The 17972-nt window shown below is 67.8% G+C and carries 13 protein-coding genes and 1 pseudogene; 7 read left to right on the top strand and 7 right to left on the bottom strand.

What is annotated here, in order from left to right; genetic code table 11:
* Positions 1–101 precede the first annotated feature (101 nt).
* The 3 genes from A6I89_RS21805 to leuA form a co-directional block, all read right to left on the bottom strand.
* Positions 102–632, bottom strand: coding sequence for a TspO/MBR family protein (locus A6I89_RS21805; RefSeq protein WP_022593724.1), 531 nt, complete (start codon positions 630–632; stop codon positions 102–104).
* Positions 633–660: 28 nt separating this feature from the next.
* Positions 661–1167, bottom strand: coding sequence for a hypothetical protein (locus A6I89_RS21800; protein WP_005516020.1), 507 nt, complete (start codon positions 1165–1167; stop codon positions 661–663).
* Positions 1168–1326: 159 nt separating this feature from the next.
* Positions 1327–3135, bottom strand: a complete 1809-nt coding sequence (gene leuA / locus A6I89_RS21795; protein ID WP_013414683.1) for a 2-isopropylmalate synthase — start codon at positions 3133–3135, stop codon at positions 1327–1329.
* Positions 3136–3364: 229 nt separating this feature from the next.
* On the opposite strand from leuA, the gene A6I89_RS21790 reads away from it, so the two are divergent.
* Positions 3365–3721 (top strand): DUF8021 domain-containing protein, encoded by a 357-nt coding sequence (locus tag A6I89_RS21790; RefSeq protein ID WP_022593728.1) that lies wholly within the window; start codon positions 3365–3367, stop codon positions 3719–3721.
* 21 nt (positions 3722–3742) lie between these two features.
* Here A6I89_RS21790 and A6I89_RS21785 read toward each other — a convergent pair whose 3' ends face one another.
* The 3 genes and pseudogenes from A6I89_RS21785 to A6I89_RS21775 form a co-directional block, all read right to left on the bottom strand.
* A complete protein-coding gene (locus tag A6I89_RS21785) occupies positions 3743–3976 on the bottom strand; it encodes a hypothetical protein (protein WP_005516015.1) in 234 nt (77 codons plus the stop codon).
* A 96-nt stretch (positions 3977–4072) separates the two neighbouring features.
* Positions 4073–6694 carry a winged helix-turn-helix domain-containing protein gene (locus A6I89_RS21780; RefSeq protein WP_022593730.1) on the bottom strand — a complete coding sequence of 874 codons (2622 nt, stop codon included), beginning with the start codon at positions 6692–6694 and terminating at the stop codon, positions 4073–4075.
* Positions 6695–6801: 107 nt separating this feature from the next.
* Positions 6802–9148, bottom strand: a pseudogene (locus tag A6I89_RS21775) (arylsulfatase).
* A 118-nt stretch (positions 9149–9266) separates the two neighbouring features.
* Here A6I89_RS21775 and A6I89_RS21770 point away from each other — a divergent pair.
* The 3 genes from A6I89_RS21770 to A6I89_RS24890 are packed head-to-tail and all read left to right on the top strand — an operon-like array spanning position 9267 to position 12199.
* A complete protein-coding gene (locus tag A6I89_RS21770) occupies positions 9267–10955 on the top strand; it encodes a SulP family inorganic anion transporter (protein ID WP_022593732.1) in 1689 nt (562 codons plus the stop codon).
* Positions 10952–11137: a SulP family inorganic anion transporter gene (locus A6I89_RS24895; RefSeq protein WP_049909974.1), complete on the top strand. Its 186-nt coding sequence runs from the start codon at positions 10952–10954 to the stop codon at positions 11135–11137. The genes A6I89_RS21770 and A6I89_RS24895 overlap by 4 nt, the downstream gene beginning before the upstream one ends.
* A 45-nt stretch (positions 11138–11182) precedes the next feature.
* Positions 11183–12199 carry a GAP family protein gene (locus tag A6I89_RS24890; protein ID WP_049909976.1) on the top strand — a complete coding sequence of 339 codons (1017 nt, stop codon included), beginning with the start codon at positions 11183–11185 and terminating at the stop codon, positions 12197–12199.
* 3 nt (positions 12200–12202) lie between these two features.
* On the opposite strand, the gene A6I89_RS21760 is transcribed toward A6I89_RS24890, so the two are convergent.
* Positions 12203–13399, bottom strand: a complete 1197-nt coding sequence (locus tag A6I89_RS21760) for a low temperature requirement protein A (RefSeq protein ID WP_022593733.1) — start codon at positions 13397–13399, stop codon at positions 12203–12205.
* A 135-nt stretch (positions 13400–13534) separates the two neighbouring features.
* Between A6I89_RS21760 and A6I89_RS21755 the strand changes: the two genes are divergently transcribed.
* The 3 genes from A6I89_RS21755 (at position 13535) to A6I89_RS21745 (ending at position 17926) form a co-directional block, all read left to right on the top strand.
* A complete protein-coding gene (locus A6I89_RS21755) occupies positions 13535–14800 on the top strand; it encodes an aspartate kinase (RefSeq protein WP_005515988.1) in 1266 nt (421 codons plus the stop codon).
* A 5-nt stretch (positions 14801–14805) separates the two neighbouring features.
* Entirely contained in the window at positions 14806–15837 is a 1032-nt protein-coding gene (locus A6I89_RS21750) for an aspartate-semialdehyde dehydrogenase (RefSeq protein WP_022593735.1), read from the top strand.
* Between the two features lie 286 nt (positions 15838–16123).
* Positions 16124–17926 (top strand): BCCT family transporter, encoded by a 1803-nt coding sequence (locus A6I89_RS21745; protein ID WP_172504554.1) that lies wholly within the window; start codon positions 16124–16126, stop codon positions 17924–17926.
* Positions 17927–17972: the final 46 nt, after the last annotated feature.

Raw genomic sequence — 17972 nt, 5'->3', positions numbered from 1 at the left:
GTCGCTTGGGACGCCTTCCCGCTGAGCGGGACTTCCGGCCGGGGTCGGACACGCGCGACCGTGCGCCGCGCGGAAGGCGGCGCACGCGGAAAACGTCCAGGTCAGCGCGTGGAGCGGCCGCGGTTGATCCACCAGATGCTGCCCGACAACACGGTCGCGAAGGCGCACCACACCGCGTACGGGGCGAGCGCAGCGCCGGCGGCCGGGCTGGTGCGTGCGGTGCGCCGGACGAGGTCGGTGCTGCTCGCGGTCAGCACCCCCGCGACCACGGGCGCGGCCCACAGTCGGTGTGCCCGGAAGAACACCCAACTCCAGCTCGCATTGATGGCGAGATTCGCCGCGAGCGCACGCTGGTAGGCCGCCGCGGACCGGGGGTCCTCCTCCCGCAGCCGGGCCAGGGCCGTTGCCGACGTGACGGCGATGTCGGCGTACAGCGCGGTCCACACCAGTGGGAACGCGACCGGTGGAGGCTGGAACGACGGCTTGCGCAGGTCCGTGAACCAGTCGTCCTCCGCAGGGCGACGGGTGGCGGCCGAGCCCACCAGCGCAGTCCCCGCCGTGAACGCGCCGGTGCGGCCCAGCGATCTGCGCAGGCGTCTGCGGATCGGGTGTGAGGTGTGGCTGCGTGTCATCGTCGCTCCCGTCCGTCGGTGGTGGCAGTCAGGCTGCGCCGGCCCTCAGCCCGGCCAGTCGGGCGGCGCTCTCGACCCACTGATCGGTGCGGTCGAGTTCGGTGATGACCGCGTCGAATGCGTCGATCAGCCAGAACCGCTGGGCGCGGGCGAGGACGCATTCGGGGTCGTGTCGATGGTCACGAAACTGGACCTGCCAGGAGTCCTCGCCGGCGGCGTCGAAGCTGTGCGTGGCAAGTACGTGTCGCCGGAAGGCGAAGTCCACGCGCACTGCCGATTCAGACTGGAAGCAAACGATTTTCGTCGGGCGGTGCGTGAGGATGGACAGGGCGTGGACCGCGTCGTCGAATCGGCGGTCGTGGACAGGGTCGGTGCTCTTCGATGCGCTCATCGCGCTCTCTTTCTGCTCCGGGAACGAAAACTTCCGCTGTTCCCGGTGTCGTCGCGCTCGAACCCACAGGACGAAAAACCTGCTGGAACCCGAGGGAACGGGGCCCGGCGCCGTGCAGACGGATCTCTGATCCGCGTCGTTCATCGCGGCTTCGTCGGCCGCTTCGATCCAGCCTAACCGACCGGGTGCCCGGCGCAACGTGAGTCGGGTGCGACATGCACCGAGCAGAAGGGCCCGCATCCGTACGGATGCGGGCCCTGGGGCGTCGAAATCTCGGTGCGCCCGAACCAGGGGCGCCCGAAGTCAGTGCGCCCGATTCACCGCCGAGACCACGGCGCGCAGCGACGCGGTGGTGATGGAGGTGGCGATGCCCACACCCCACACGACCTTGCTGGTGCCGTCCGGCAGCGTGACAGCGCACTCGACGTACGCGGCGGCCTGCGCGTCGTCACCGGCGGACATCGCGTGCTCGGAGTAGTCCAGGACCCGGACGTCGAAGCCGACGGTGCCCAGCGCGTCGACGAACGCCGCCAGCGGACCGTTGCCGGCACCCGAGATCTCCTGCTCGACGCCGTTGACCTTGACGACCGCGGTGATCGCGTCGGTGCCGCCGTCCTCCTCCGCCGCCGTGACCTTCTGACGCATGCGCTCGAGCGGGCTGACCGGGGACAGGTACTCCTCGGCGAAGACGTCCCAGATCTCCTTGGGGGAGACCTCGCCGCCCTCACCGTCGGTGATCTTCTGGACGGCCTGCGAGAACTCGATCTGCAGGCGGCGCGGCAGCACCAGCCCGTGGTCGGCCTTCATGATGTAGGCGACGCCGCCCTTGCCGGACTGCGAGTTGACCCGGATGACGGCCTCGTACGTGCGGCCCACGTCCTTGGGGTCGATCGGCAGGTAGGGAACCTCCCACACGATGTCGTCGACGTCGGCGTCCTGCTGGTCCGCCGCGACCTTCATCGCGTCCAGGCCCTTGTTGATCGCGTCCTGGTGGCTGCCCGAGAACGCCGTGTAGACCAGGTCGCCGCCGTACGGGTGGCGCTCGTGTACCGGCAGCTGGTTGCAGTACTCGACGGTGCGACGGATCTCGTCGATGTTCGAGAAGTCGATCTGCGGGTCGACGCCGCGAGTGAACATGTTCAGACCCAGCGTCACCAGGCACACGTTGCCGGTGCGCTCACCGTTGCCGAACAGGCAGCCCTCGATGCGGTCGGCACCGGCCTGGTAGCCCAGCTCGGCGGCCGCGACGCCGGTGCCGCGGTCGTTGTGCGGGTGCAGCGACAGGATGATGCTCTCGCGCTGGGCCAGGTTGCGGTGCATCCACTCGATCGAGTCGGCGTACACGTTGGGCGTGGCCATCTCGACGGTGGCGGGCAGGTTGATGATGACCCGGTTGTCGGGGGTGGCGCCCAGGGTCTCGACGACCGCGTCGCACACCTCCTTGGCGTACGACAGCTCGGTGCCGGTGTACGACTCGGGCGAGTACTCCCAGCGCCAGTTGGTGTCGGGGTGGTTCTTCGCCTCCTCGAGCACCAGCGCGGCGGCGTCGGTGGCGATTTTCTTGATGGCGTCCTTGTCGGCGCGGAAGACGACACGACGCTGCAGGATGGACGTCGAGTTGTAGAAGTGCACGATCACGTTCTTCGCGCCGTCGCAGGCCTCGAACGTGCGCTTGATCAGCTCGGGGCGGGACTGCGTCAGCACCTGGATCGTGACGTCGTCCGGGATCGCGTTGTCCTCGATGATCTCGCGGACGAAGTCGAAGTCCGTCTGGCTCGCCGACGGGAAGCCGACCTCGATCTCCTTGTAACCCATCCGCACCAGCAGCTCGAACATGCGGCGCTTGCGCGCGGGGCTCATCGGGTCGATCAGGGCCTGGTTGCCGTCGCGCAGATCCACGGCGCACCACTGGGGAGCGCGGTCGATGACCTTGTCGGGCCACGTGCGGTCCGGCAGCGACACCGTCTCGACCTCTTCACCGAACGGGCGGTAGCGGAAGGTCGGCATGGAGGAGTTCTTCTGGGTGTTCCAGGACGGCTGGTCGGCAGGCGCCGGCTTGGACGGCGGCGTGATGGTGCGCGAACCGGAAGTGAAGGCGTCAGCGGGGGACATGGGAATCGATCTCCAGGTTGGTTGTGGACTGTAGAGAGCCCGACAGCTGAGGCGACCGGCGCACGGAGAGGACCCGCGACGGGTGGCCAGTCTGGATCAGACCCCGCCGCGGCACCCAAGAAGGAGCGCGCGCTGCATAGAAAGCACTGTACCCCTGCCCCCTCTCGGCCGGTGAGAAGTGGGGAGCAAATTCACACTCGGGGTGGGCGTGGCGTGGTCGACTGTGCGCATGACAGCACAGCTCGACGCGGCCCGTACCTACGTGGCCGCCCTGCTCAGCCACGACGGCAACTCCGTGCCCTACGCCCCCGGCGCAGTGCGCTACGAGGTGGGCCTGAAGACCGGGTTCTCGGGAAATCACTTGCGCCGCAGCCTTTCGCGGGGACCCCAGTTCCGGGTGATCCGGGCGATCCGCGACGAGAGTTACCGGGTCGAGGGCGACCGGGTGATTGCCGACTACCTCATCGACGCCGGCCTGTTCGGCCGGACGCTGGTCACTGCGCGTGTTCACGAGACGTTCCTCATCCCTGCCGACGACCCTCGCATCCACCGGATCGAGGCGAAGATCGGGCTGGTCGGAAGGTAGCGGCGCCGCACCGGAGGCGAGTCAGTCCGGGAGCCGCCGCATCTCGACCAGGGTGAGGCCGAGCGCGTCGAAGCGCGCGAGCATGCCGCGCAGTTCGGTGGGGCTGCGGACCGGACCGTACAGAGTTGTGTGGGCGTGCGCCGTCTCCGAGACCTGAAGCTCGGGGAAGGCTGCGAGGACCCGATCGGACAGTTCGCCGCCGACGAGGAACGCGTATCGCACGGTGGCGGGCCAGGCCGGGTCGGATGTGGCCATGACGTCTCCCCTCAGTCGATCGCGTGCCCACGTGATCTGTCGAGGATGCCGCCCGTGGGTGGAACGTGCCTCACCCGTCGATGGTGAATCAGGATTTCACAGCAACCCGTGGGTGTGCGCGGCCGTGACGGCGTCCCGCCGGGTGGTGACCCCCAGCTTGCGGTAGATGCCGCGCAGATGGGTCTTGACGGTGTTCACCGACACGCACAGGTCCGCCGCGATCTCCTCGGCGGTACGCCACGTGGGCAGCTCCGCGAGTAGTTGCAGCTCGCGCCTGGTGAGCTTCTCTGCGGTAGCCACCACGGTCCGCGGCAGCGACGCCCAGACTTCGTCCGCGAACCGGTCCCGGGATCCGAAGCGTCCGCGACTGGCGGTGAGTAGCTCCAGACTCGCTGGAGCCATGTCGTGGAACGGCCGCAGCACACGCTCGGGCTCGGCGAGGCGCAGCGCCTCGCCCAGCGCGTCGTGCGCCCGGGCCTCGTGCGCGCGACGGCGAGCGATTTCGGCCTCGACGAGCCACGCCGTGACAGTGTTCGTCGCTGCGACGCAGGGTGTTTCGCCGTCGAGTACCGGTTGCAGGATGGTCCGCGCCCGCTCCAGTTGATTACTGCACAGGTGCAGGACGGCCTCGAGAATGCACACGTCGCCGACCGGCCCCAGTGCCGACGACGCGTTGGTGACCAGTTCGCGAGCCCAGGTCGTCTCTCCGATGTGCAGGTACGCGAACTGGATCGACGGCAGGCACACCGCGACCAGCCCCGGAGGATGCGGGGCGGGACGTCCCGCCGTCGTGGCGGCGTGCAGCGTCGCCACCGCGGCGCGGCGGTCCGGCGCAGTGTCGATACCGAACAGGGCTGCGGCAACGGCGCTGTCCGTGGGCAACGGAGAGTCGGCGTCGACAGTCGCCGTCGCCAGTTCGACGGCCCGAGAGGTGTCGTTGCGGAGATAGTGGCACAGCGCCTCGAGCATGGTCGCGGATCGGTTGCCCGCGGAGGGGGAGGCGTCGGCAGCGGTCGACGCCGCACGGCTCTCGACGGCCAGGCTGTGCGCGTCGCCGAGTAGACCCCTCGCGACCGCGACCACGCCCAGACCCGCGGACGCCTGGGCTGCAAGTCTCGCGGCGTCGAGTTCGCGGGCGTGCGCCCGAGCGCGGCCCAGATTCTCGACGGCGCGGTCGAGGTATCCGAGATGCAGGTCTCGGAACCCACCGTGCAGGGCAGCGAATGCATCGAGGAGAAGATCACCCGAAGGCGTCGCGGGCTCGGTCCGATATGTGAGCAGTGTGTCGGAATCGCCGGTGCGTACCGCGAGTTGGAGGCGCAATGCCCGTTCGAGAAGTGCAGTGCGCCCGTTGTTTCCGTCGTCGCACAAGTGTAGTTCGGTCCCTCCCATGAGTCCGTCGGCGAGTGTCGGATGGCCGGCGTGCAGGTACGCCGCCGCGCGCACCAGGCCGGCGATGGGGCTGCTCCGGATCGGAGGAGGACTTGCGGCGAGCAGGCGCTCGATGGTCTCCCCGTGGCCGTCCAGGACCAGCGCGAGGCCGGATTCGGACAGTACGTCCTCGACGTCGGACGGATCGCCCGCGGTCACGCTGTGTTCGAGGGAGAGCAGTGCGTCGCCGAACCGGGCGTACCAGCGCGCGGTCACGTGCTCGAGTTCGGCCACGGCGCGGCGGCCGAGCAGGCTGATCTCCGCACGAAGATAGCTGCGCAGCAGTGGGTGGTAGCGAAACCGGGTGGGGACGCCCTCGATCCGGCTGATCAGGAAGTTCCGGTGCTCGAGCAGGTCTATGACGGCATGGGCGTCGGCGCATCCGGTGAGTTCCTCGGCCAGGGCGGCGGAGAACGTCTCGGGAACCGACGTCTTGACGAGGAATTGTCGGATCTCGTCGCTCTGTCCTGCCAGGACCTGCTCGATCAGGTAGTCGGCCACCGCCCGGCGGCACCCGCTGAAGTTCTCGATGAGGGTGCTCGGGGCGGGGTGGCCCGCCAGCGACATGCCGGCCAGTCGGATTCCGGCTGCCCAACCCTCGGTGCGCTCCATCAGGGCTGCGAGGTCGTGGTCGTCGAGTTCCACGTCGTGCTCGGCGAGCATGGCCGTGGCCTCGTCGGGAGTGAAGGCGAGGTCGCCGAACGTCACGTCGAGAACCCGGCCGTCGAGCCGCAGCTTCTGGAAGGCGAGCGGTGGTTCGAACCTGCAGCACACCACGACACGCAGCCGTTTCGGTGGTGGCGCCCGAAGCAGCATTTCCAGCTGGGTCAGCGCGTTCCGCTCGTGGAGCAGGTGTGCGTCGTCGACGACGAGCCAGACCGGCTCGTCCACGCCGTCGAGTGCGGATTCGAGCGTGAAATCCTGTGCGCGAGCATGATCCACCGAGTTCTCGCAGTTTTCTCGCAGGCGGGGGTGACCCGCGCCGGCCAACGCGCGAGCCAGTTCCGTGCGGAGGGCGTGGGGTGCGTTGTGTTCCTCGTCGACCGAGGCCCACGCGACGACTGGGGCGCCGGCTTCTTCGCGGGTCCGGTGTGCCCAGTCCGCGAGAAACGTCGTCTTTCCCGAACCCGCTGGCGCACAGACCAGTACGACGGACACGGAGTCGTTCGGATCGGCGAAGGCCGAATGGAGCGCGTCGAACAGGCGGGGACGGAACACGACACGGTCACTGCGTAACACCGGAATCTCGGTGCTCGCAGCGAAACTCCCGCCCTGCGCGATAGACACCCGACATGCCTCCCACATAAACGAGTAATCATCCGGGACAAATGGACGAACCGCCTGCAGCGGGGAAAGTCTAACCCGCGCAGGCGGTTCGTGTCGGCTGTATCGCGTCAGTCGCGCGCCATGGCCGCTTGCATGTGCTTCTCGACATCGATGTACGCGTCGTCGGCGATATCGAATACCACCTTTGCTATTTCGCCTCCCCGGAACTCGAAACGAGGCTCCGGGTAAGCGCTCGAAACTGGGTCCGCACCGTCGTATCCGATGCGCAGACCCTCACCGCACAGCGAGAAGTGTCCCAGCACCGTGCGGATCTTCTGCTCGCCCACCTGCTTGTCGTCGATGTACAACCGCAGCGGGCCGATGCCCTCGCGGTTGGGGCCTATGCCCTCCTTCGTGAACTCCACCCCGATGACGTGCCTGCCCGACGTGGGGACGGGCGCCGAGATGCGATCCTCCGGCGGGATGCCGAGGAAGTTGTATGCGTACGTGACGGTCCCGTCCTTGACGAACAGGCAGTGCCCACCGAATCGTGAGCCGAGTGCGAAGATGACGCCCTGGGAGGCGGGAGTGAGGTCGACCTCGGCAAGAATCTTGTACGACACACCGTGTACGTTGGCCGCGGACCGCTCCGGCACCTCACTGGTTCCCGGGTAGTAGACGTACTGACCGCTCGGTGGCACCGGCTGGTGGAACTCCATCCCGATGAACGTCTCGAAGTCCTTCGGGTTACCGATGATCTGCAGGTCGTTCAGGGGCAGCACGTTGTTCGCCTTCGCCTCCTCCATCCACAGCGCCTTCAGCTCCTCGAGTTTCTCGGGATGCTGAGCTGCCAGGTCGTGGGCTTCGGCGCGGTCGACGTCCGCGTGGTACAGCTCCCACACGTCGTCGTCGAAGTTGCCCATGCCCGACACCGGGCCGTGCACCGAGACGGCCTTCCAGCCCTGATGCCACAGACCCCGCTGTCCGAACATCTCGTAGTACTGCGTCTGCTTCGCCGTCGGCCCCTCTGCGGGCGCGTCGAACGAGTATCTCATCGACACGCCGGACAGCGGGGTCTGTTCCACGCCGTTGTCCGTGTCCGGCATGGTCACGCCGCACGCCTCGAGGATCGTCGGCACGATGTCCGTCGAGTGGTGGTACTGGTGCCGTATCTCACCCCGCGCCTTCATCCCCGCGGGCCAGTGGATGACCAGGGGGTCGTAGACACCGCCCTGGTAGGTGTTACCGCTTGAACATCTTGTACGGCGTCGAGAAGGCCGCCGCCCACCCGGTGGGGTAGTGGTTGTAGGTGTCCGGGCTCCCGAGCTTGTCGACCATCGTGAGGTTCTGGGCCTCGTCGTCGGGGTAGCCGCCGAAGATCTTGCCCTCGTTCACCGAACCGTTGGGGCTGCCCTCACCGGACGCCCCGTTGTCGGCGCAGTAGATGATGAGGGTGTTGTCGAGCTGACCGGACTCCTCGAGGTAGTCGACGATGCGGCCGACCTGCGCGTCGGTGTACTCGGAGAAGCCGGCGAAAACCTCCGCCATGCGGCTGAACATGTGCTTCTCGTCGTCGTTCAGGTCGTCCCACGGGCGTACCTCGTCCGTGGGGGAGAACGTGCCGTCCGGCATCGGGTTCAGTGCCGTCAGGTCGGTGTCCGCGGGGAGGACGCCGCGCTCGATCATGCGGGCGAGGACCCACTCGCGGTAGGCCTCGTAGCCGTCGTCGAACATGCCCTCGTACCTGGCGATGTACTCCTGCGGAGCGTGGTGCGGGGCGTGATTCGCGCCGGGGCAGAACCACAGGTACCAGGGCTTCTCCGGCTCGGTCTGCTTGACGTCGCGAATCATCTTCAGTGCCTGGTCTGCCAGGTCCTTCGACAGGTGGTAGCCCTCCTCGGGGGTGTAGGGCTGCTCGATGTAGCGGTTGTCCTCGGCGAGGGACGGGTACCAGTTGTTGGTCTCACCGCCTATGAATCCGTAGAAGCGGTCGTAGCCCTGCGCGAGCGGCCAGTTCTTCTTGGACGCGCCCGCGGTCCACTCGTCGATCGGGACGTTGTGGTTCTTGCCGACCCAGAACGTCGCCCATCCGGCGTCGCGCAACAGATTCGCCATCGTGACGTTCGACGGTGGGATGTGCGAGTTGTATCCGGGGAAGCCGGTGGACGATTCGGAAATCGACGCGAAACCGTTGAGATGGTGATTTCGTCCGGTCAGGAACGTCGAGCGCGTCGGCGAACACAACGCGGTGGTGTGCCACAGGGTGTACGTCAGGCCGTTCTCGGCGAGGCGGTCCATCGTCGGCATCGAGATGCGTCCCCCGTACGGGGTTCACGCTGCCATCCCGGTGTCGTCGTACAGCACGACGCGAACGTTGGGGGCGCCCTGCGGCGCCTTGTCCGGGAGAAAGGCGTCCCAGTCCGAGACCGAATCCCGTACGTCCAGGTTGATGGTGCCGTCGAATTCCTTGGCCATTCCCGATCCTCCGTTCCCTGCGCGAAGCGTGATGCCCTCATCGTCGGAATCTGCGACCGTCCGCGCTTCACCCACCGCGTGTGAAGAACGGCGGGCCGGAACCGGACACGATGGCGACGTGACGCCCCCGACCCGGAACTGGCCCGTGTTCACCTCGCTGCAGCACTATCGGCGAGGCTGGATCAGGCCGGACGTGGTGGCGGGACTGACGGTGTGGGCCGTGCTCGTCCCCGAGGCGCTCGCCTACGCGTCGATCGCCGGTGTACCACCCGTCGTCGGTCTCTACGCTGCCGTTCCTTCCTTGATTCTCTATGCGGCCGTGGGTAGTTCACGATATCTCGTCGTGGGGCCGATGTCGGCGACCGCGGCGCTGTCGGCGGCGATCGTCGCGCCGCTGGCCGGCGCGGACGGCGGCAGGTACATCGCGCTGTCGGCCGTCCTGGCGATTGCGACCGGCCTGGTCGGCCTGCTCGCCGGCTTGATCCGGCTGGGCTTCGTCGCCTCCTTCATCTCCGAACCGGTGCTGAAGGGATTCATCGTCGGCCTGGCGCTCACGATCGTGATCGGCCAGGTGCCCAAGCTCTTCGGGGTCGAGAAGTCCGGCGGCAACTTCTTCGAACAGGCGTGGGGCGTCATCACCCGGCTCGGAGACACCCAGTGGCGCACCCTCCTCATCGGTGTCCTCAGCCTGGCGGTGGTGCTCGGTTTCAAGCGTTGGCTACCTCTCGTGCCCGGCTCCCTGCTCGCCGTACTGGTGGGAATCGGGGCCGTGTCCCTGCTCGGCCTCGACGACAAGGGCGTCGACATCGTCGGTCACATCGACGCCGGCCTGCCGGCCGTGGGCCTGCCGGACGGTATCGGGTTCGACGACTACGTCGACCTGCTCGGTCCGGCGGTGGGCGTGCTGCTGATCGGGTTCGCGGAAGGCCTCGGGGCCGCCAAGACGTACGCGGCGAAGGCCGGCTACGAGGTGGACGCCAACCGTGAACTCCTCGGTCTGGGCGCATCCAACGTGGGCGCCGGGCTGGCGTCGGGCATGGTGGTCAACGGCAGCCTCTCCAAGACTGCCGTCAACGGTGGTGCCGGAGCGAAGTCGCAGGTGAGCGGCCTCATGGTGTCGGTGCTGACGATCCTGACCTTGCTGTTCCTCACCGGACTGTTCGAGAAGCTACCCGAGGCGACTCTCGCGGCCGTCGTGATCGCGGCCGTGATCGAACTCGTCGACATTGCCGCACTGCGCCGGCTGTACGGGGTGTGGACGGCGCGCCTGGGCCGGATCTACGGCCACGCGGCCAGGGCGGACTTCGCGGCGGCGATCGCGGCGATGGCCGGAGTGCTGTTCTTCGACACCCTGCCCGGACTGGTGATCGGCATCGGGGTGTCGATGCTGCTCCTGCTGTACCGCGCCTCCCGGCCGCACGTCGCGCGCCTCGCCAAGCAGGGCACCCTGTGGGTCGACACGGAGAGGCACCCGGAGTTGCCGACCCGCCCCGACGTGCTCGTCGTGCGTGTGGAGGCCGGACTGTTCTTCGCGAACTGCGATCACGTCAAGGACCGGATCGAGGACCTGTGCACCGAGCGGACGCGTTTGGTGGTGCTGGACGCCGAGACATCGCCCTACGTGGACGTCACCGCCGCCGAGATGCTGGTGCAGCTGCGTAACACCCTGTCGCAGAGGGGGATCGACCTCCGGGTCGCCAGGGACATCGGCCAGTTCCGTGACACGCTCCGGCGAAGTGGCTCGGTCGGCGTCTACGCGACCGTCGCCGACGCGCTGGCCGACAGCGCAGTGGGCGAGAGCCCGTGACGGCAACTCGGGAGACGGTGCTCGCGCCCACGCTCGTCGGTTATCGGAGGACGTGGCTCCGCGCGGACCTCGTCGCGGGCCTCAGCGCCGGCGCGGTGGTGATCCCGCAGGCCATGGCGTACGCGACGATCGCCGACATGCCGGTGCAGATCGGCCTCTACACCTGCTTGGTGCCGCCCTGATGACGCTGACGCTGATGGTCGGTCTGATCCTCAGTCGCAGCTCGCGTGCTGCGACTGGGCGCGATCATCGAGAACATCAGCGAGGCAACGATGTCCGGAATCAAGGCCGGAGTCGGGTCGACCGTCGCGGCGAGTCAGCTGCCGAAACTGCTCGGGGTACCCGGTGATCCGGATGCCACCGGCTTCTTCCACGTGCTGAACGGGGTGCTGCGGCAGGTCGGCGACGCCAACGGTGCGACGGTGGTGCTGTCGATCGTGTCCGTCGCGGCGCTGCTCGCGATGGGGCGGCTGGTGCCGCGCGTTCCGGGTCCGCTCATCGTGGTGGCGGCCGGTATCGCGCTGATCGCTTTCACTGGCCACCGTGATCGAGGTGTCGCGCTCATTGCCGAAGTTCCACAAGGGATCCCGCTTCCTGGGGTACCCTCACTGCACGATGTCGTGGATCTCCTGCCGGGGGCGCTGGCGATCTCGGTGATGGCGTTCCTGGAAACCGTCGCGGTGGCACGAGGGGTGCGACGGCCCACGGAACCTCAGAACGACAGTGGTCGCGTACACCGCGATCGGCGGCGCGGTATTGCTCGGGGGCGCGACCCACGACACGTCGCGCTCCGGAGACGTCAGTCACTGGGCGGGTCTGGCGTCGGTCTGATCTTCGTCGCCTTCGGTGTGGGACAACTGGTCCGGCGACGGTCGCCGTCGGACATCGGGCCGGAATGGATGCAGCAACTCTCCAACGCGAAGCCGCGCGGAGCGTTCATCATGGGCGCCGCCCTGTCGATCGTGAACCCGAATCTGGCGATCATGATCTCCGGAACGACCGTGATCGCCGTCGCCGACACCACGCCCGGGACGGCGGTTTTCGGGACGGTGCTTCTACTCCTCGCGGCGGGCCTCGACTTCCTCGTCCCGGTCGGCGTCTACCTGGCGTTCGGAGACCGTGCGAAGAGCGCGCTCTCCGCGGTCAAGGAGTGGATGATCGCGCACGAGCGGCCGCTCACGCTCACTGTCTTCTTCGGTTTCGGCGCGTTGTTCGTGGTGCGGAACGTGGTGGCCCTGATCTGACGCTCAGGCTCGGATGGTGCGTCGACTCTCCGCGAACGCGCGCGTCTCGTAGGCGATGAGGAGTAGCAGCACCGCGGTGAGGATGCCGAGCGTGACGAGGGCCGGTAGGTGCCACACCACCGGGATCAGCGCCACCAGGACGACGACGGTGACGGTCCGCGGAACGCTGAACGCGCCCACCCCGTACAGCTTGAAGACGACCAGCGCCGCGAGGTACAGCGCTGCACCGCCGAACAGGGCCACGAGCGGCCAGCCCTGCAGCGGGTCGGTGAGCCGGTGGTGGTTGCCGTCGCCGACGTAGTAGAGGATCTTCTTGAGCCCGAGGGAGAGCATCACGACGCCGATCACCATCGGAAGGTGGGCGTAGCTGTAGCAACGCTGCGCGATCTGGATGCGGCGTCGGCCTCGAGCCTCCTCGAACGCGTGCTCGACCATCAGCGACGTCACGTCGAAGTACGCCCACCACAGCAGTGACGACACCGCGAGCCCGAGCAGTGACGCGACGATGATCGCCCAGGTGATCGGCAGGGTCGCCACGCCGATACCGATCGAGACGATCGACTCGCCCAGCGCGATGATGACGAACAGGCCGTGGCGTTCCGCGAAGTGGCTCACCGAACGCAGCCGCCAGTCGAGCCCGCCGACGAGCGTGCCCAAATAGTCGCCGGCCAGCGCGAGGAACCACAACACCGTCTGCCACGGTCCCGTGACCTGCGACGCGATCAGCAGGAACGTCGTGCCGGTCAGCATCGACGGCACGAACCGTTTGACCTGCCCGCGCAGCTGCGCATCGTCCTTGCTGATCACCAGGAACACCAGGATGTGCAGCAGGCGGACCGCGAAGTAGCCGAGCGCGAAGACCATCGGGCCGTCGAGTCCGCCGGGCAGGTCGTCGAAGGCCTCCGGAATGGTGAGCGCGACGACGAACACCGCCGACATCGCCGCGAGCATGACCAGGCGGACGACGCCCTCGTCGGCACGCACGAGATTGGCCACCCAGGAGTAGCCGACCCAGCTCCACCACAGGACCGCCATCACGAGGATGCCGTGCAGGAGGTTGATGCCTGTGGGATCGTCGGCCATGAGATCGGTGACTCTGGTGATCGCGAAGACGAACACCAGGTCGAAGAAGAGCTCGAGAGGTGAGACGGATGCGCGCTCCTCGGTGGGGCGCGTGGTCAAGCGGCGGGTGATGTCCACGGCGGCGATGCTGCCACCTGTCCGCGGCAGTCGTCGTGCGAACGCTTGGTGAGGACGCCCTGCACTGACGCGGACACCCCTCGGTAAGCTCGACAACTGGACTGCATCAATCCATCTAACCGGAGGTACACACGCGTGGCTCTCGTCGTCCAGAAGTACGGGGGATCCTCGGTCGCGAGCGCCGAGCGCATCCGACGCGTCGCTGAACGGATCGTCGAGACCAAGAAGGCGGGCAACGACGTCGTCGTGGTCGTCTCGGCGATGGGCGACACCACCGACGAGCTGCTCGATCTGGCGCAGCAGGTGTGCCCGGTGCCGCCGGCCCGCGAGATGGACATGCTGCTCACCTCGGGTGAGCGCATCTCGAACGCACTCGTCGCGATGGCGATCCACTCGCTCGGCGCGCAGGCCCGGTCCTTCACCGGCTCGCAGGCCGGCGTCATCACGACCGGCAGCCACGGCAACGCCAAGATCATCGACGTCACGCCGGGCCGTGTCCGTGCCGCGCTCGACGAGGGTTCGATCGTGCTGGTCGCCGGATTCCAGGGCGTCAGCCAGGACAGCAAGGACGTCACCACCCTCGGCCGTGGTGGTTCGGACACCACCGCCGTCGCGTTGGCCGCGGCGCTGAAGGCCGACGTCTGCGAGATCTACACCGACGTCGACGGTGTCTTCACCGCCGACCCGCGCATCGTCCCCGACGCCCAGCGCCTCGACACCGTCTCCTTCGAGGAGATGCTCGAGATGGCCGCCTGCGGCGCCAAGGTGCTCATGCTGCGCTGCGTCGAGTACGCCCGCCGCTACAACGTGCCCGTGCACGTCCGCTCGTCATACACGACCAAGCCCGGAACGATCGTGTCCGGATCGATGGAGGACATCCCCGTGGAAGAAGCCCTGATCACCGGTGTCGCGCATGACCGCGGCGAGGCCAAGGTCACCGTCGTCGGCCTGCCCGATACGCCGGGTCACGCCGCCAAGGTCTTCCGCGCCATCGCCGAGGCCGAGATCAACATCGACATGGTTCTGCAGAACATCTCCAAGGTCGAGACCGGCAAGACCGACATCACCTTCACGCTGCCCAAGGCGGACGGCCCGCGCGCCGTGGAGAAGCTGACGGCCCTGCAGTCGGAGATCGATTTCACGCAGATCCTGTTCGACGACCTCATCGGCAAGGTGTCGCTCGTCGGCGCCGGGATGAAGAGCCACCCGGGCGTCACCGCCAAGTTCTGCGAGGCCCTCGCCGAGGCGGACGTCAACATCGACCTCATCTCGACGTCGGAGATCCGCATCTCGGTGCTGGTCAAGGACACCGATCTGGACGACGCCGTGCGCGCCATCCACGCAGCTTTCGACCTCGGCGGCGAGGAAGCGGCCGTCGTACACGCAGGAACGGGACGGTAATTCGAATGACCACCATTGCTGTCGTCGGTGCCACCGGGCAGGTCGGCATCGTCATGCGCACCCTACTCGAGGAGCGGAACTTCCCGGCCGACAAGGTCCGGTTCTTCGCCTCCGCTCGTTCGGCCGGTAAGAAGCTGCCGTTCCGCGGCGAGGAGATCGTGGTCGAGGACGTCGCCGCGACGTCCGACGAGGATCTGAAGGGCATCGACATCGCGCTGTTCTCGGCCGGTGCGACGCTGTCCCGGGCACAGGCCCCGCGCTTCGCCGCGGCCGGTGCGATCGTCGTCGACAACTCGTCGGCGTGGCGCAAGGACCCCGAGGTCCCCCTCGTCGTCAGCGAGGTGAACCCGGAAGCGCTGCAGAACCCGCCGAAGGGCATCATCGCCAACCCGAACTGCACCACGATGGCCGCGATGCCGGTCCTCAAGGTGCTGCACGACGAGGCCGGCCTGCAGCGCCTGATCGTCAGCAGCTACCAGGCGGTCTCGGGCAGTGGCATCGCCGGTGTCGAGGAGCTCGTCGGCCAGGTGCGCGCCGTCGCCGACGACGCCGAGAAGCTGGTGCACTCCGGTGCGGCCGCCGACTTCCCCGCGCCGGACAAGTACGTCGCCCCCATCGCGTTCAACGTGGTGCCGCTCGCCGGTGCGCTCGTCGACGACGGTAGCGGCGAGACCGACGAGGACCAGAAGCTCCGCAACGAGAGCCGCAAGATCCTCGGCCTGCCGGACCTGCTGGTGTCGGGTACGTGCGTGCGCGTCCCGGTCGTCACCGGTCACTCGCTGGCGATCAACGCCGAGTTCGAGCGTCCGCTGTCGGTGGAGCGCGCCGAGGAACTGCTCGCCGGCGCCCCCGGCGTCGAGCTGGTGGACGTGCCGACCCCGCTCGCGGCCGCCGGCGGCGACGTGTCCCTCGTCGGCCGGATCCGTCAGGACCCGGGTGCACCCGAGGGCCGCGGTCTGGCGCTGTTCGTCTCGGGTGACAACCTGCGAAAGGGAGCTGCGCTCAACACTATTCAGATCGCCGAGCTGCTCGTCTAGCTCGCCCGGTCCCTTCCTGCGTGCGCGCTCGCACCGGCCTTCCGGCCGGGGCGGGCGCGCACGCGGCGTCTCGGCACCCGGACGGGCGGGGACGCGATCCGGCTCTCGGTTTGCCGACGATTGTTCGAATCGTCACTGACGTGGAACGAAATCGCAGGTCGGAACGATCGCGTGGGACCGGTGCCCAGCACCTTGCCGTCATCTGTGTTTGCCTCGGTGACAAAGTTCGCCGAGGCCGCCGACTCGTGTGCAGGCCCGGCTCGACGCACACGCTGAAGGGACCGACGTGGCAGCGATACGAGAAGCCTGGCGAGGGTTGAAGAAGCCGGTGTTCGTGCCGGCCTCCCTGGTGATTTTCGCGATGATCGCCTTCGCGGTCGTCTACTCGGGCACCGCGAGCGACGCGTTCGGCAGCCTGAACACCGCCATCACCGACGGCGTCGGATGGTGGTACGTGCTGGCGGCGACCGGATTCGTGCTGTTCGCCCTCTACTGCGGGCTCTCCCGGATCGGCAACATCCGGCTCGGTGACGACGACGAGAAGCCCGAGTTCGGCATGCTGTCGTGGTTCGCGATGCTGTTCAGCGCCGGCATGGGAATCGGTCTCGTCTTCTACGGGGTCGCCGAACCGCTCTCGCACTATGTCGATCCGCCCGAGGCGGGGCGTGTTCCCGGCTCCACCGATGCGGCCGCCAACCAGGCGATGGAACTGACGCTGTTCCATTGGGGTCTGCACGCGTGGGCGATCTACGTGGTGGTCGGCCTCGGCCTGGCCTACATGACCTACCGCAAGGGGCGGCCGCTGTCGATCCGCTGGCTGCTCGAGCCGCTGCTGGGACGCAAGCGCGTCGAGGGGCCGATCGGGCACGCCATCGACGCGATCGCGATCGTGGGCACCCTGTTCGGTGTCGCGACGTCGCTGGGCTTCGGGGTGCAGCAGATCTCGGCAGGCCTCGAGTATCTGGGCTGGGTCGATCCCGACAACTGGTTCGTCGTCGGGCTCATCGTGATCGTCACCGGACTTGCCACCTTCTCGGTCGTCACCGGCGTGACCAAGGGGCTGCGGTGGCTCTCGAACATCAACATGGTCCTCGCGGCCGGCCTGGCGTTGTTCGTCCTGCTGCTCGGTCCGACGCTGTTCCTGCTGCAGTCGTGGGTGCAGAACCTCGGCGGCTACACCCAGGCCTTCCCGAAGATGATGCTTCGCACGTCACCGTTCGCGGACGACGGGTGGGCCGGAACCTGGACGATCTTCTACTGGGGCTGGTGGATGAGCTGGGCGCCGTTCGTCGGCATGTTCATCGCCCGCATCTCGCGGGGCCGCACCGTCCGCGAGTTCGTCTTCGGTGTCCTGCTGGCGCCGACACTGATCGGGTCCCTGTGGTTCACGGTGTTCGGCGACTCGGGGATCCTCCGTCAGCGCAACGACGGCGACATGCTCGCGGCCGACGGCTCGGTCGACACCAACACCACGCTGTTCCATCTCCTCGACGGCCTGCCGTTGGGGACGATCACCAGTGTGCTGGCGATCGCCGTGGTCGTGTTCTTCTTCGTCACGTCCGCCGACTCGGGCTCGTTGGTCATCGACATCCTCGCCACCGGTGGGGATCTCGAGACCCCGAAGGTGACCCGCGTGTACTGGTCGGTGCTGGAAGGCGTCGCGGCCGCGGTGCTGCTGCTGGTCGGGGGCGCCGGATCGTTGACCGCCCTGCAGACCGCCTCGATCGCCACCGCGGTGCCGTTCTCGATCGTCATGGTGCTCGCGTGTGTGTCGATGCTCAAGGCGTTCCGCTACGAATTGGCCACCACTCCAAGGTATCTGCGGGTGTCGACTCGCGCCGGTGCGGACGGTGAGTACGTGCTCGCGGCGCCGAACGCGGACGGTGCGTCCCGTCGTCGGCCCGCCGGGGTGTCCGCGACGCTCGCCGGGTTGCCGCGGTCGTCCCGGGCCGGCGCGGGACCGGCGCCCGAACAGCATTTCGTCGTCGCGGTCCACGAACTGCCGTCGCACGCCGTCGAAGTGGACCCCGACACCGGTCGCCTGCACCACGCGGAGGCCGACGCCGTGCGGGACCCGCTGCCGCAGTGAGTGCCGCCGCGTGCGCTCGCGCGGCGGCGCCCGGCGTAGCCCCTCG

It is taken from the genome of Prescottella equi, from assembly GCF_002094305.1.
Classification (GTDB): Bacteria; Actinomycetota; Actinomycetes; order Mycobacteriales; family Mycobacteriaceae; genus Prescottella; species Prescottella equi.
The sequence above is the reverse complement of the archived record's forward strand: the minus strand, read 5'-3'. Positions and strand labels throughout refer to the sequence as shown.

Excerpts from the sequence above, each read along its gene's own strand:
- A6I89_RS21785 (WP_005516015.1), bottom strand. The coding sequence starts at position 3,976 with ATGGCCACATCCGACCCGGCCTGGCCCGCCACCGTGCGATACGCGTTC.
- A6I89_RS21790 (WP_022593728.1), top strand. The coding sequence starts at position 3,365 with ATGACAGCACAGCTCGACGCGGCCCGTACCTACGTGGCCGCCCTGCTC.
- A6I89_RS21805 (WP_022593724.1), bottom strand. The coding sequence starts at position 632 with ATGACACGCAGCCACACCTCACACCCGATCCGCAGACGCCTGCGCAGA.
- leuA (WP_013414683.1), bottom strand. The coding sequence starts at position 3,135 with ATGTCCCCCGCTGACGCCTTCACTTCCGGTTCGCGCACCATCACGCCG.
- A6I89_RS21750 (WP_022593735.1), top strand. The coding sequence starts at position 14,806 with ATGACCACCATTGCTGTCGTCGGTGCCACCGGGCAGGTCGGCATCGTC.
- A6I89_RS21800 (WP_005516020.1), bottom strand. The coding sequence starts at position 1,167 with ATGAACGACGCGGATCAGAGATCCGTCTGCACGGCGCCGGGCCCCGTT.